Origin of the sequence: Mesorhizobium sp. M0870 (genome assembly GCF_040319775.1) — a bacterium.
Lineage (GTDB): Bacteria > Pseudomonadota > Alphaproteobacteria > Rhizobiales > Rhizobiaceae > Mesorhizobium.
Genome location: NZ_JAMYOI010000005.1, coordinates 167,360 through 180,610, shown reverse-complemented (window position 1 = coordinate 180,610; position 13,251 = coordinate 167,360). Strand labels below are relative to the sequence as shown.

Sequence of the window (13,251 nt, the reverse complement as noted above, 5' to 3'; positions counted from 1 at the left end):
GCGTCGTCCATGCTGCTTTTCCAGATAGGTCGAAGATTGGCGAAAGCGATGATGGAAGTCGATCTCCCCCTTTGAGGGGGAGATGGCCGGCAGGCCAGAGGGGGGTAGGCGCGCACTCACGCATTCCACAGCCCCTTCTTCTTCATCTCCTCCATCTCGCGCGCGGCCCGTTCGCGCAGGCGGGCGTCGCGCAGCAGCTTTTGTACGGCGGAGTCGTCGGACTTGTCGGAATAGCGGAACTCCGAGTCGGCGTAGCGGTTGATCTCCTGCATGACCATGTCCATCGAAAACGGTCCGCGCAGTTCCTCGATCATCGCTTTCTTCTCGTTATAACCCTTGTGCATGAAGACTTCCGGCTTCTCGAACCAGTCGTCGGGAAGCTCGATGTCCATGGCGCGCATCTTGATGGCGTCGGTGACGTTCTTGATGGCGCGGCCGGTGAAGCGGGGCTCGGCATCCTTGATCAGGTGCAGATAGGTGCCGATGTCGGCCATCGTTTTCGGCGCGCCGTTCTCCTTCATGTAGCGCTCGTAGACCTTCATCAGCCCGTCTTCTTGCGGCCTCTCGTGCTCCTCATAGGCTTCGGTCACGGCGCGCTGGATTTCCTGCGCGGCGTAGAGATCGTGGTCGCCGAGCGGGATCTTGTGGTTTTTTCCCGCCAGCAGGACAAAAATGTCGATGTAGTCGTCGCGGCTCTGCGGCCCGTCGACCAGCCAGCGGGCGCCGGCGCGCTGACGCAGCGCGTCGTCGACATTTTCGGGGTAGTTGGAGAACATGCCGAACGAGCAGTTGCCGCGCACCACGGTGGCGGCACCGGCGAAGGCATCCATCAACACGCCGGTGATTTCCTGCTGGCCGGCCGAGGCGCGGTCGTCTGAGCGGCGCGCCGCCACCTGGTCGATGTCGTCGATGGTGCCGAATCCGATGACGCGCGGGTTCAAGACATTGTTGATGAACTGGCGGCAGTTCTGGCCTGATTTGCCCTGATAGGACGAGATCTGGTCGACGCCGAAATTCTCGTAGGCGAAGGGATAGCCGGCGACCTGGCAATAGCCGTTGACGAGGCCGGCGATCATCTGGATCAGGGTCGTCTTGCCGGTGCCGGGGGCGCCGTCGCCGATGAAGGTGAACAGGAAGCCGCCGAGTTCGACGAACGGATTGAGTTCGCGCTCGAAGTCGTAGGCCATCAGCATCTTGGCGAGCTTGACCGACTGGTATTTGGCGATGTGATTGCCGACGACCTCTTCCGGCTTCTTGAATGTCATCACCAGCGGTTTTGAACGCTTGCCCGGCGCGACGTCGAAACCATCGAGGGTGAAATCGTCGGCATCGATACGGATATGCGCGTTCTCGAACGGGCCGATGCCGTCGAAGCGGCCCTTGCGGGCCAGAAGCCCGTCGATGGCGACGCGGGCGAAGGCACGCGCCCTTGTCATCAGGTCGGCGTCGTCGGACGATCCCGAGATCGCCTTGTCGAGGCCGGCCAGGATCGACTTCACCGCATCCTGCGGCGTGTCGAACAGGAAGTCCGGTTCGGGACTATCGTTGGGCGCCTCGCCGTCGCTGTCGATCAGCTGGAACAGGTAGGAGGCGAGGCTGAAGGCCGAAATGTAAGCCGAGGCCGACAGAAGCTTCTTGAAGGTAGACGCCTCGTCGCCTTCGAGCGGCGCGCGGGTGTTCTTGGCCTGCAGGCTTTCAAGGTCCGAGCCCTCGGCAAAGACGTCCGATATTGCCAGCGCGATCGCCGTGCCGCGCCGGGCGCGAAACAGGAGCGTGTGCTGCGGGATGGTCAGCAGCTGATCATCGGGATGAACGGCGCCGACGGTCTTCGACAGCTCGACCTCGCGCGTGCGGCGCACCGAACCGACCGAGACGGTCGAGACGAAGCGGCGGTTGGTGCCGGCAAGCGCTGTGCCGGAGGAGCTAGACGGGTCCTCCAGCACGACGACGCGGGTGATGAAGCTCTGCGCGGTAGCGCGGTGCTTCTCGATGGCGGCTTCCGGGATGGTGGTCAGGCCGGTATCCATGAAGGGTGCTCCGTGGTGTGACGGTCAGACGTCCGAGATGACCTGTCCGTTGGACAGGATGTGAACCTTGTAGCCGGCAAAGACCTTTTGCGCCTCGCCGGCGGCGTAGAGCGCCTGATAGGCCTCGTGCGGGATCAGCGCGTGGTTTTCATAGCTCGACACGCCCTGGCGCGCGGCTTCCAGATCGTCGGTGTTGATGAAGAATTCCTGCGTCGTCTTTTCGCTGGAAAACAGGCCCTTGCGGCCGGGCTTTTCGGCCTTGGAATAGACCTCCTGGATGGTCCAGGTCAAAAGCCAGGCATTTTCGGGCTTGCGCACCTTGGCCAAAACCTCGGTCACCGTCGAATTGTTGTCGGTGATGCCAGCCGAATAGAACGGGCCGAGCACAACGCGGCGCAGCTGCTTGGGGTGCAGCGGCTCGAAATCCTTGTCGAGATTGACCGCGATGGTCGCCGGCGACAGCGTGTAGGCGGAGTTCTTCTCGGTGAAATCGTCGAAACGGTGGGCAAGCTCGGGATTGAGCAGGCCATCGACCGGCAGCGGAATGTCAATCGTCTCGTTCAGCTTGCCGTTTCTATCGACAAGCTGGCGAATCATCGTTTCGGACGAATCCTCCACCGTCACCATGTAGACTAGCGGCAGGTTGGCGCTGCCGTCGAACGTCGCCCAGTGGACGAGATAATAAGGCCGCCCCGTCTTCGGATTGACCGAGACCTTGGCCGTTTGCGCCAAGGTGAACGGGCCGAACGTGTTCTCGCTTTTCACGTCCTCGAGATAAAGCCGCTCGGCTATCGACTTCTGCAGCGCCGCGGGGAATTCCTTGTGGCGCAGGATGAAGTCGGCCATTTCCTCGCGCAACTCGCCGGCGAGCGGAATGTTGGCAAGCCGCGCGTCGGCCTGGCGTCGGTCGTTTTCCAGTTCGAGCAGGTTCTGGAACACCGGAAATCCGCTTTCGGCGCGCGAAATGCGGAATGTGTCCATGAAGCCGAGCCGGTTGCGCCAGCAGGAAAACGACTTGTCGAGCCTGGCGATGTGTTCGGCGACGATCTTGGCGACGATGCCATGCCGGTAGAGCGGCGAGCGATCGTCGCGCATGAACACTTCAAGGCCGCTGAGTGCGGCCGTGATGGCGGAAAAATACCGTGCCGCCGCTTCGTTTTCGGGGGTCATGCCTGTGCGCTCGCGGGCAGTCCTGTCACTCCTAAGACTGCACGTAGTTCGCCGAATTGTGCTTCTTCAGCACCTCGTCGAAGCGGCGGGCAAAGGCATCGTCGGCCAGCTTCTTGCGGCGCTGGATGTCAGCGGTAGCGACCATGTTCTTCTCGTGCATCTCAAGCAGGTCACCGATGTGCTTTTGCGAAGCAGCCCCGATGCCGGCCATGGTTTCCTCGGCGGTGTTGTCGACCTGGCTGCCCAGCGTGTTGATCTTGTGGGCGACGTCCTGCTGAGCTGCGGTCTTCAGCGAATCTTCCAGCGCCTTGTAGAGCACGATGCGCTGCTCGGTATCGATGGTCAGCTTGTTGATCAGCGTCGATTGCGCCGCGATCTGGTTGTTGAGCGAATCGACGAAGGTCTGGAACATCGAGGTGTAGCGCTCGAGCGTCTGGCTCTCGGCCAGCAGCTCCTGCTCCTTGGCCTGCTTTTCGTTGTATTCCGTCGCCAGCTTGGAGCGTTCGCCTTCGAGCTGCGTGCGATCCTTCTGGCTGGTCGAAGCGGCGATCTTGTTTTCGATGTCGAGCAGCATCGGGTTGAGCTCCTCGATGCGCTTCTGCACGGCTTCGAGGTTGGTCATGGTGGTCTTGCGGCGCTCGATCACCTGCGACAGGCTGGTTTCCGAGGTCTTGTAGCGTTGGTCGAGGACCTCTTTCTGCGCCTTCAATATGCCGACGATGGTGTCGGATTTGACCAGCAGTTCCTGCAGATTGCCGGCCAGCGACATGTTGCGGACGCGGTCGGTGCGCATGCGCTGCTTGCTCTGGCTGGAGAAGATGCCGATGAATTTTTCCCAGCCGGTGTAGTTCTTCATGCTCTCGAACTCGGCGCCGAAGACGTTGGTGGCGTCCTCCAGCCCGATGATCAGGTCGGCAATGTTGCCTTCCATCACCTTCTGCTGCTTCAGCACATCCTCGATGCGGGCGTTCTCGAGGTCGAAATTTGCGTCGCCGATCTTCTTGTCTGATGTGGCAAGCGTATCAAGCATGGTGCCGGATTGCTCGATCTTGGAGCGCATGTCCTGCACGACCTGCTTGGTCTTGGCAATTTCGGCGTCGAAATTCTGCAATGTCGCCATTGGGGCCTCCCGCTTCGGCATGACGTCGCTGGTCGCGAACAGCGGCGAATATATGTGGGGCATCAGGGGATTGAAAGACGTGAAGATAAGGGCGGCGTGAAAACAAAAAAATTCGTCAGGGTCTTGAAAACCAGTGAAGGCGTGGGCTTAGCGTGATTAGCTTGCCGACCAGCCATAGTTCAGCTGTCATTGAACTTTCATGCGGCAAGGCGAAGGCGCACGGATGCCTTTGTATTGGGCAAACCACCGAAGCAATCGCGGCCGCGATATGCGAGGAGAAAGCCGGCTTTACAGAGCTGACGAACAGCGGATCAGGGCTTGGGATCGGCCTTCAGATAGGCAATGACATTGGCGATGTCGTCGTCTTTGGCCAGGCCGGCAAACGCCATCTTGTTGCCGGGCACTTTCAGCTTGGGTGCTCTGAGATACTCGGCGAGATTGGCTTCATCCCAGACCAGGCCGGCGGCGCCGGCACTCTTCATCGCCTCGGAATAGCGGCCAAGAAAACTCTCCGCACTTCCGGCGGTGCGACCAACGACGCCCAGCAGATGCGGACCGACCTTGTCGCGGTCGGTGGCTGCTTCATGGCAGGCCATGCACCGGTTGAAGGCCTTCTTGCCCAGGGCCGGGTCGCCGCCGGCATGGGCCACAAGCGAGCTGGCAAGGAGAAGGATGCTGGCGGACGAAGCGGCTCGAAACATGCTGCCCCCGGAGAGTTCTGGCTGGCGGCCTTATAGTACCGAGGCTTTAACAAACGCTGCATCGCGGAAACAAACGCTGCATCGCGGCGGGATTGCGGAAGACAGGCCCGCGAGTCAGGCCTGTTGTGCCAGATCGCGGCGCAGGAAATCATTCAGCCGCTCGACCGCCTGGGTCGTCGACAGCGGGTTGCGAAGGATGCCGATTTCGAGGTCCGGCAGCACCGGAAGCCCTTCATTGCCGCCGACGATGCGCAGCGACGGCGGTACGCTGCGCAGGGCGAGGCCAGCCACCGCGAGCCCGGCCTGGACGACGGCGATCAGGCCAAGCAGAGAGGCGCTTGAATAGGTACAGCGATAGGAGCGGTCGGCATCGCCAAGCGCCTGCAGAACATTCATCCTGGCGGCGCAGCCCGGTTCGAACAAGGCGACCGGAAGCGGATCGGTCTCCCAGGCGACATGGTTTGATGAGGCGACCCAGACGAAGCGTTCCAGCCGGATCACCTCAAGCGGCTGCTCCGGCAAGCGGGTGATGATCGCCAGATCCAGCCGCCCCTCCGCCAGCGTCTTCACCAGCGCGGTCGACTGTTCGCAGATCAACTCCACCGTCACCAGGGGATGCTCCGCCGCGAAGCGTGAGAGCACGGGCGGCAGGAGGAAGGCGGCATAATCGTCGGGCACCCCCAAGCGGGCGCTGCCTGTTTCCTTGGGCCGGGTGACACTTGCCCAGGCTTCATCCGACAGTTTCAGCAACCGGCGCGCATAGATCAGGAAATCCTCGCCGATCGCATTGGGAGTGACGGTTCTGGGACCACGCACCAGAAGCTGGTTGCCGACCATCTCCTCCAGCCGCTGCATCTGCATGCTGACCGCCGACTGGCTGCGGCCGACCCTGGGTGCTGCATTGGAAAGGCTGCCGCTCTCGACGACGGCGACAAAGGTTTTCAGCAGATTGAGATCGAGTGGCGCGGCCATGGTGCTATCAGTATATCGAATAGGTCATCACAAATCTATTCGCTTGTTTGAAGGTGGCGCCAGTGACCAGATGGTTGCTGGGATCGCTGGGAAACCACCACATGACGGACGCCTCGACAGCCCGCTTTCCGGCCGCGAGCCTTGCTCTGGCAATGGTGATCGCCGGTACGGTCGGCGCCTTCGCCACGGAATCGGGGCTGCATCCCGTCGCCGTCGTCTTCTGGCGATGTGTGTTCGGCGCGATATTCCTTTTCTTATGGTGCCTGTTGCGCGGCTATCTGCCGGATCGGACGCTGTCGCCGTCTCGGCTTGCCCTTGCAGCACTTGCCGGCGTCTGCATGGTGCTGAGCTGGACGGCCTTCTTCGCCGGCTTCGCCATGACATCGATCGCCACGACGACGATTATCTACCATATCCAGCCGTTCTTCGTGGTCCTGATCGGTGTCGTCTTCCTCAAGGAGCGCATCTCGCTCGACCAACTGCTGTGGATGCTCGGTGCGTTTCTCGGCGTCGTGCTGGCCAGCGGCCTCGTCTTCGCGCACGGCCACGACGATGCCAACTGGGCGCCGGGCATTGCGCTGACGCTGGGCGGCGCAATGCTCTACGCCGTTACAACGATCCTCGCCAAGGGCCTTGGTCAGCAGCGCGCCGAAATTACGGTACTCTGCCAAACACTGGTTGGGGTCGTCATGCTCGCCCCGTTCGCCGGCATCGGCCAACATATTGCGCCTGCGTCATGGGGCTGGCTGCTCGGCATCGGCGTGCTGCACACTGGCATCGCCTACGTGTTGATGAATTCGGCCTTTCCGCGCCTGACGACACCGGTGATCGGCGTCATCACCTTCATCTATCCCGTCGTCGCCATCATCGTCGACTGGGCGATCTATGGGCATCCGCTCGGACCGGCGCAGGCTGCCGGCATGGCGCTGATTGCAGTGGCGACGCTGGGTGTGCGGCTGGGTTGGCGGTTTCCGAAGTGGCGTGTCTCGACCGTATGAGCCCGGTGCAATTCCAAGAAAAGCACATAGCGCTCCCCCTGGGAACTGCTCCAAAAACCAAGAGACAGAGTCAGCCCTTGATAAAGCCGATGAAGTCGTCGGGCGCGGCGCGGCCCATTTCTTCTTCCCAATGACGGCGGCAGAGCGAGACATAGACGTCCTTGCCGATCGCCACCTGCTCGCCCAGGCGCGCCACTTTGCCATCGGGGCCGAGGCGCACGACCATCGTCGCCTTGCGGCCGCAGCGGCAGATTGTACGCACTTCGCGCAAATCGTCGGCGATGGCCAGCAGCGCGCGCGAGCCGGAAAACAGCTTGCCCTGGAAATCGGTGCGCAGGCCGTAGCACATGACCGGGATATTCAGCCGGTCGGCGATGCGGGCGAGCTGCCAGACCTGCTCCTCCTCGAGGAACTGCGCCTCGTCGACGAAGACGCAATGCACTGACGTATGCGCGTGATGATCGGCGACGCGGGTGAACAGATCGTCGCCATCGCGGAACATCTCGGCTTCCGTCTCCAGGCCGATGCGCGACGAGATCAGGCCGGTGTCGCCCTTGCGGTAGTGGCCGGCGACGAACAGCATCGTGCCCATGCCGCGCTCGCGATAATTGTAAGAGGCCTGCAAGAGCATCGTCGTCTTGCCGGCGTTCATAGTCGCGTAGTGGAAGTAAAGCTTGGCCATGCCGCTCTTTTAAGCCGACTTGCCCTGATACGGGGAGGGGCGGTCGCCCGCATTCCCCTGAAAAAGCCCGCCCGTCTTCGAAAAAACCGTCCGGCATGGCAAAAGCGCCTGATGTGTCGCTGATTGGCCAGCCCGCGCCGTTGATCGTGATTGTCTTAATGCTTGAAACCACACCAGAATGGTGTTTGGCTGACGAAACAAGGCGGGCATAGAAACCGTAGCTACGCTTCGCCAAAGAATCACAATGGGAGACTGTCTATGTCGCGTATGAACTCTTTCGTCGCCGGCCTCGGCCTGGCGGCTTTTTTGTCCACCAGCGCTGCCTTTGCCGGCGATCCGGCGAGCTGCAAGGCGGTGCGTCTTTCCGATGTCGGCTGGACCGACATCCAGGCGACGACCGGCGTCGCATCGGTACTGCTCACCGCGCTCGGCTACGAACCGCAGACGATCCAGCTGTCGGTGCCGGTGACCATGGCGTCGCTGAAGAACAAGGATCTTGATGTCTTCCTCGGCAACTGGATGCCGTCGATGACCAACGACATCAAGGACTACACCGCCGACGGTTCGGTCGAGACCATCAGCGAAAACCTCAGTGGCGCCGGCTACGGTATCGTCGTGCCGACCTATGTCGCGGACGCCGGCGTCAAGACGCTGACCGACCTCGGCAAGTTCAAGGACAAGTTCGACGGCAAGATCTACGGCATCGAGGCCGGCAATGATGGTAACCGCATCATCCTCGACATGATCAAGAACCCGAAGGACAATCTCGAAGGCTTCGAGCTGGTCGAATCCTCGGAGGCTGGCATGCTCACGCAGGCCGAGCAGTCGATCAAGAGCAATGAGTGGATCGCGTTCCTCGGTTGGACGCCGCATCCGGTGATGGGTGCCATGAAGATCACCTATCTCGATGGCATGGGCGACAGCGGCTTTGGCGCAGCCACCGTGCATACCAATGTGCGCAAGGGTTACACCACCGAGTGCCCGAATGCCGGAAAATTCATCGCCAACCTGAAGTTCAATCTCGACATGGAAGGCGAGATAATGGACGCGATCCTCAAGGGCGCCGATGCCAATACGGCTGCGACCGACTGGCTCAAGAAGCATCCGGACGCGGTTGCTCCATGGATTGCCGGCGTGACCACTTTCGATGGCGGCGACGCGGCTGCAGCCGTGAAGACTGCGCTCGGAAGCTGAGCAGGTCTTGCGTTCGGCGTGACCGATCAAGAAGGGCAGTCACTTTAGAAGGGGCTGCCCTTTTTCATATCCTGTGACAAGATGACCGTCCGGCAAGGACGGCGACTGTCAAAGAGGGGCAAGATGGATCCGATTTCAAAATTCTTTGTCAGTTACAAGATCCCCATAGGCGAATGGGGCAAAGCGTTCTTCACCTTCCTTACCGACAATTTCAACACCTTCTTCCGCGGTCTCTCCGGCGGTTTGAATTTCCTGCTCGACGGAGTGGTCGACACGCTGCTGCTGGTACCGCCGGTCCTTCTCATCGCGCTGATTGCACTGCTTGCCTATTATCTGCAGCGATCGAGAGGCTTGGCCGTGGCTGTCTTTCTCGGGTTGCTGTTCATCCTCAACCAGAACCTCTGGAAGCAGACGGTAGAGACGCTGGTGCTGGTGGTTGCCGCCGCCGCCGTCTCGATGGCCATCGGTGTGCCACTCGGTATCTGGGCGGCGCACAAGCCGAAGGTCTATCGCGTCATGCTGCCGGTGCTCGATTTGATGCAGACGCTGCCGACCTTCGTCTACCTGATCCCGGTGCTGACGCTGTTCGGCCTCGGCAATGCGCCCGGCCTCATCGTCACCATCATCTTCGTCATCCCGACCGCGGTTCGTCTCACGCATCTCGGCGTTGTCTCGGTGCCGAAGTCGATCGTCGAAGCCGGCGAGGCGTTCGGCGCCACCAAGAGCCAGTTGCTGTGGAAGGTGGAGCTGCCCTCGGCGCTGCCCACCATCATGGCCGGTCTGACGCAGTCCATCATGCTGTCGCTGTCGATGGTGGTGTTTGCCGCACTGATCGGCGCTGGCGGCCTCGGCACCGAAATCAACCGGGCGCTGGGTTCGCGCAAGATCGACCTCGGGCTTGAGGCGGGCCTCGCCATCGTCGTCTTGGCCATCGTGCTCGACCGGATGACCCGCATCGCCGTTGGAGGCAAGAAATGACCGTCGCCGTCGATTTCCGGAACGTCGATATCGTCTTCGGCGCCGACCAGGCCGGATCGCTGAAGATGGTCGACGCCGGAGCCAGCCGCGCCGAGATCCTCGACAAGACCGGCAATGTACTGGGTTGCGCCGGCGCCAGCCTGACCGTGAACGAGGGCGAAATCTCCGTGCTGATGGGTCTCTCCGGTTCGGGCAAGTCGACATTGCTGCGGGCGGTCAACCGGCTCAACGTGGTGTCGCGCGGCCAGGTGCTGGTCAAGGATGGCGACAAGACCGTCGACGTCGTCACCTGCGACGAGGCGACCCTGCGGCGCCTGCGCCAGAAACAGGTGGCGATGGTGTTCCAGCAGTTCGGCCTTTTGCCCTGGCGTACGGTGGAGGAGAATGTCGGTCTCGGCCTCGAACTCGCCGGCGTACCGGAGCAAGAGCGCAAGGAGCGCGTGCAACGCCAGCTCAAGCTGGTCAATCTCGACCAGTGGTCGAAGAAATACGCGCATGAGCTGTCGGGCGGCATGCAGCAGCGCGTCGGCCTGGCGCGGGCCTTCGCCACCGAGGCGCCGATCCTGTTGATGGACGAGCCGTTCTCGGCGCTCGACCCGCTGATCCGCACCAAGCTGCAGGACGAATTGCTGCAGCTGCAGGCCGAGTTGAAGAAGACCATCATCTTCGTCAGCCACGACCTCGAGGAGGCGCTGAAGATTGGCTCCCACATCACCATCATGGAGGGTGGGCGCATCGTGCAAACCGGCGCGCCGGAGGACATCGTGCTGCGGCCTGCCAACGACTATGTCCGCGACTTCATCGCCAATGTGAACCCGCTGTCGGTGCTGACCGCCTGGAACGTGATGCGCGACCGTCGCGATCTGGAGCACGGCAAGGACGGCTGGGTGTGGCTCGACCGCCGCAAGACGACGCGCTTCAAGATCGACGATCACGGGCTGGTGGCGGCGGCCGAACGCGACGGCAAGCCGGCGGTGTGGGTGTCGTGCGCCGACGTCGAAGGCCAGCCCGAGGAAGTAGCGCAGGTGTTCTGGGCCAACCCCGGCACCTCGTTGAAAACCGTCATGCTGGCCATGCACCGTTCGCAGACCGCTCCCGTTGCGCTGTTCGACGACCAGTCGCGCTTCGTCGGCGCCATCGGCATCCGCGATGTGCTGAGCGCGGTGCTGCGGCGGTAACGCCAAATTCGTGGACGCCGCCGCGGGCAGCGGAGGCTGCTTGAATGCTTTTTATGCCACCAGCGGCAGGCGCAGTTGCGTCAGCAGGCCACCGCCCGGGTTGTTGGACAGGCGGATCTCGCCACCTGCGGCGCGCGCGATGTTGCGGGCAATGGTCAGGCCGAGGCCCAGACCACCGGTCTGGCGGTTGCGCGATTGTTCAAGGCGCACGAACGAGCCGAACACGGCGTCGATCTGTGCCTGCGGTATGCCCGGCCCTTCGTCGCGGATGGTGAGCAAGATCATGTCCTCCGACCGGCGCAGCGAAAGATGCGCCTTCTTGCCGTAGGTGACCGCGTTCTGTACCAGATTGGTGACGCAGCGCTTGAGCGCGACCGGCCGCGCCATGCAGATCAGCCCGCGCGAACGGGTCTCGTCGTCGAACGACACGTCGTCATAGCCGTCGGCGATCGATTCCACGAGCGACCAGAAATCGATGCGTTCGTTCTTTTCCTCGGTCACTTCGAAGGTGGCGAAGTCGATCACCGAGCTGGCGATGCTCTCGACATCGGCGAGGTCGTGCGCCAACGCCTCGCGAACCGCCGATTTGCGCAACAGCTCCAGGCGCAGGCGCATCCTGGTCATCGGCGTGCGCAGATCATGCGCCAATGCCGCCGCCAGATGTTCGCGGTCCTCGACATATTCGCGCAACCTCGCCTGCATAGCGTTGATCGCCTTGGCGGCGGCACGGACCTCGCGGCTGCCGCTCTCGGCGATCGGTGGGCTCTTCAGATCCTTGCCGATCCGGTTCACGGCGGTTTCCATCATCCGGTAGGGCGCCGTCAGCCGGCGCAGCGACCAGATCGACATGATCACCACCAGCCCTGCGATCAGCGAATAAAGCGGCAGGCTGTCGAAGCTCAGGATCGGGCCGACGGGCGTGATCGGTTCGGTGAAGTTCAGCCATTGGCCGTCGGCGAAGCGCAGCGAGGCCGTCAGCTTGTCGCTCTGGGCGAAGTCGGCGGCCAGCACCAGAAGGTCACGCTCGACCTGTCCGATGTCGGGTCCCGGCGCCGTGCCGTCCGCGTCATCGGCCTCGCGCGTCGCCGGATCGCGGCGTACGCGTGCATCGGTGATGCCGAATTTCGACAGCCGTCCGACGAGGATGTCTTCGAGTTCGGCCAGTTCGTCGTCGCCGGCGATCGACGAAGTGACCGCCGGCGTGTCCGAGACGGTGAGCGCGTAGGTGGAGTTGAACAGGCCGGTCGCCGTCGCCTTGCGCTCGTCCGGACTGGCGTCATGCATGAGCTGAACCAGCGAGAAGGCACGGTCGTTGAGCCGGTAGAGGTCGACGACACCGTTGGCGGCGGCGCGGTCGCGCGACACGATGTAAAGGGTCGCGACCTGGCTGATCAGCAGGCCGGCAATGACGATCAGCAGCACCCAGACAGGCAAGGTCTGCGGCAGGAAACGTCTCATTCGCAGGTCGTCTCGGGCAGGAACTGGTAGCCGCCGCTGCGTACGGTCAGGATCAGCTTGGGCGTCTTCGGGTCGTCCTCCATCTTGCGCCGCAGCCGGCTGACCAGGATGTCGATGCTGCGGTCGAAGGAATAGTCGCTGTCGCCGCCGGACAGCTCGATGAGCTGGTCGCGGGTCAGCACGCGCTGCGCGCTCTTGACGAAGGTCTGCAGCAGGTTGAATTCGGCCATGGTCAGCTCGACCCTGACATCGTCGGGTGCGATCAGCCGGCGCCGAGCACAATCCATCGTCCAGCCGGCGAAGCGGTAGATCTGCTTGGTGGTGGCGCGCTTAGGCTCGGCGGTGCCATTGCGCCTGAGCACGGCGCGGATACGCGCCAAAAGCTCGCGCGGATCGAAGGGTTTGGGGACATAGTCGTCGGCGCCCATTTCCAGGCCGACGACGCGGTCGGTCGTCTCGGTGACGGCGGTCAGCATGATGATCGGCGTCGAATACTGGGCGCGCAGGTCGCGGCACAGCTCCAGCCCGCTTTTGCCGGGCAGCATCACGTCGAGGACGATGAGGTCCACCTGGACGCGCCGCAGGATGGTCTCCATCTCGATGCCGTCGGCGGCAACCGAGGTGTGCAGGCCCCGCTTCTGGAAGAATTCCTGCAGCAGGTCGCGGATACCCTTGTCGTCGTCGACGATCAGTATGTGTGCGTCGGATTTCACAGCAGCCCTGTCATTGTTGCCAAGCCCTTCTGTCTTTGATTGCCAAGCCCTTCTGTCGCA

Annotated in this window: 12 protein-coding genes; 4 read left to right on the top strand and 8 right to left on the bottom strand. The window is 62.3% G+C overall.

Annotated features, from left to right (window positions below; genetic code table 11):
• Positions 1-116: 116 nt before the first annotated feature.
• The 5 genes from NKH97_RS08630 to NKH97_RS08610 form a co-directional block, all read right to left on the bottom strand.
• Positions 117-2,027 (bottom strand): AAA family ATPase, encoded by a 1,911-nt coding sequence (locus NKH97_RS08630; RefSeq protein ID WP_352796130.1) that lies wholly within the window; start codon positions 2,025-2,027, stop codon positions 117-119.
• A 24-nt stretch (positions 2,028-2,051) separates the two neighbouring features.
• Positions 2,052-3,197: a hypothetical protein gene (locus NKH97_RS08625; protein WP_023809869.1), complete on the bottom strand. Its 1,146-nt coding sequence runs from the start codon at positions 3,195-3,197 to the stop codon at positions 2,052-2,054.
• A 31-nt stretch (positions 3,198-3,228) separates the two neighbouring features.
• Complete coding sequence (locus NKH97_RS08620) at positions 3,229-4,317, bottom strand: hypothetical protein (protein ID WP_127266549.1); 1,089 nt, start codon at positions 4,315-4,317, stop codon at positions 3,229-3,231.
• Between the two features lie 311 nt (positions 4,318-4,628).
• Entirely contained in the window at positions 4,629-5,018 is a 390-nt protein-coding gene (locus NKH97_RS08615; protein WP_352610496.1) for a c-type cytochrome, read from the bottom strand.
• A 114-nt stretch (positions 5,019-5,132) separates the two neighbouring features.
• Positions 5,133-5,990 carry a LysR substrate-binding domain-containing protein gene (locus tag NKH97_RS08610; protein WP_352796125.1) on the bottom strand — a complete coding sequence of 286 codons (858 nt, stop codon included), beginning with the start codon at positions 5,988-5,990 and terminating at the stop codon, positions 5,133-5,135.
• Positions 5,991-6,052: 62 nt separating this feature from the next.
• On the opposite strand from NKH97_RS08610, the gene NKH97_RS08605 reads away from it, so the two are divergent.
• The gene (locus tag NKH97_RS08605; RefSeq protein ID WP_352796122.1) at positions 6,053-6,988 is read left to right on the top strand and encodes a DMT family transporter; all 936 of its coding nucleotides are present in this window, start codon (positions 6,053-6,055) and stop codon (positions 6,986-6,988) included.
• A 70-nt stretch (positions 6,989-7,058) separates the two neighbouring features.
• Here the strand turns inward: NKH97_RS08605 and NKH97_RS08600 are convergent, their stop codons facing one another.
• A complete protein-coding gene (locus NKH97_RS08600) occupies positions 7,059-7,670 on the bottom strand; it encodes a thymidine kinase (RefSeq protein WP_023809864.1) in 612 nt (203 codons plus the stop codon).
• A 258-nt stretch (positions 7,671-7,928) separates the two neighbouring features.
• On the opposite strand from NKH97_RS08600, the gene NKH97_RS08595 reads away from it, so the two are divergent.
• The 3 genes from NKH97_RS08595 to choV all read left to right on the top strand — a co-directional run bounded on the left by NKH97_RS08595 (position 7,929) and on the right by choV (position 11,020).
• Positions 7,929-8,864 (top strand): choline ABC transporter substrate-binding protein, encoded by a 936-nt coding sequence (locus NKH97_RS08595; RefSeq protein WP_023809863.1) that lies wholly within the window; start codon positions 7,929-7,931, stop codon positions 8,862-8,864.
• Positions 8,865-8,987: 123 nt separating this feature from the next.
• Positions 8,988-9,842 (top strand): choline ABC transporter permease subunit, encoded by an 855-nt coding sequence (choW, locus tag NKH97_RS08590; RefSeq protein ID WP_023809862.1) that lies wholly within the window; start codon positions 8,988-8,990, stop codon positions 9,840-9,842.
• Positions 9,839-11,020 (top strand): choline ABC transporter ATP-binding protein, encoded by a 1,182-nt coding sequence (gene choV, locus NKH97_RS08585; protein WP_352773805.1) that lies wholly within the window; start codon positions 9,839-9,841, stop codon positions 11,018-11,020. The genes choW and choV overlap by 4 nt, the downstream gene beginning before the upstream one ends.
• A gap of 51 nt (positions 11,021-11,071) precedes the next feature.
• On the opposite strand, the gene NKH97_RS08580 is transcribed toward choV, so the two are convergent.
• Both NKH97_RS08580 and NKH97_RS08575 read right to left on the bottom strand, forming a co-directional pair.
• Positions 11,072-12,478: an ATP-binding protein gene (locus tag NKH97_RS08580; protein WP_352773804.1), complete on the bottom strand. Its 1,407-nt coding sequence runs from the start codon at positions 12,476-12,478 to the stop codon at positions 11,072-11,074.
• Positions 12,475-13,191, bottom strand: a complete 717-nt coding sequence (locus tag NKH97_RS08575) for a response regulator (RefSeq protein WP_352796115.1) — start codon at positions 13,189-13,191, stop codon at positions 12,475-12,477. The genes NKH97_RS08580 and NKH97_RS08575 overlap by 4 nt, the downstream gene beginning before the upstream one ends.
• Positions 13,192-13,251 lie beyond the last annotated feature (60 nt).

Coding starts and splice junctions, on each gene's coding strand:
- NKH97_RS08620 (WP_127266549.1), bottom strand. CDS start 4,317: ATGGCGACATTGCAGAATTTCGACGCCGAAATTGCCAAGACCAAGCAG.
- NKH97_RS08630 (WP_352796130.1), bottom strand. CDS start 2,027: ATGGATACCGGCCTGACCACCATCCCGGAAGCCGCCATCGAGAAGCAC.
- NKH97_RS08610 (WP_352796125.1), bottom strand. CDS start 5,990: ATGGCCGCGCCACTCGATCTCAATCTGCTGAAAACCTTTGTCGCCGTC.
- choW (WP_023809862.1), top strand. CDS start 8,988: ATGGATCCGATTTCAAAATTCTTTGTCAGTTACAAGATCCCCATAGGC.
- NKH97_RS08625 (WP_023809869.1), bottom strand. CDS start 3,197: ATGACCCCCGAAAACGAAGCGGCGGCACGGTATTTTTCCGCCATCACG.
- NKH97_RS08595 (WP_023809863.1), top strand. CDS start 7,929: ATGTCGCGTATGAACTCTTTCGTCGCCGGCCTCGGCCTGGCGGCTTTT.
- NKH97_RS08600 (WP_023809864.1), bottom strand. CDS start 7,670: ATGGCCAAGCTTTACTTCCACTACGCGACTATGAACGCCGGCAAGACG.
- NKH97_RS08580 (WP_352773804.1), bottom strand. CDS start 12,478: ATGAGACGTTTCCTGCCGCAGACCTTGCCTGTCTGGGTGCTGCTGATC.
- NKH97_RS08615 (WP_352610496.1), bottom strand. CDS start 5,018: ATGTTTCGAGCCGCTTCGTCCGCCAGCATCCTTCTCCTTGCCAGCTCG.
- choV (WP_352773805.1), top strand. CDS start 9,839: ATGACCGTCGCCGTCGATTTCCGGAACGTCGATATCGTCTTCGGCGCC.